The 255-nt window shown below is 50.2% G+C and carries 1 protein-coding gene; it reads left to right on the forward strand.

Annotated features, from left to right (window positions below):
- The coding region (locus ACO0K2_RS19790) for a MotA/TolQ/ExbB proton channel family protein (protein WP_423021773.1) at positions 1 to 251 on the forward strand (251 nt) is incomplete at its 5' end.
- Positions 252 to 255 lie beyond the last annotated feature (4 nt).

Consider the following 255-nt stretch of genomic DNA (forward strand, 5'->3'; position numbering starts at 1 on the left):
TTTGGGGTATCTACCACGCGTTGACAGCGATCGGTATGTCCGGTCAAGCATCGATCGATAAAGTAGCAGGTCCAGTGGGTGAAGCGCTGATCATGACGGCGATTGGTTTGGCGGTAGCGGTTCCAGCGGTTCTGGGTTACAACTTCTTGGTACGTCGCAACAAGAGCTCCATGGAAGAAGTTCGTGCATTTGCAGCTGACCTGCACTCTGTTGTGTTGTCTGGCAACATGAGCAAAGTTGCTAAGAAGTAATTAA

Origin of the sequence: Undibacterium sp. MH2W (genome assembly GCF_049340215.1) — a bacterium.
GTDB lineage: Bacteria > Pseudomonadota > Gammaproteobacteria > Burkholderiales > Burkholderiaceae_D > Undibacterium.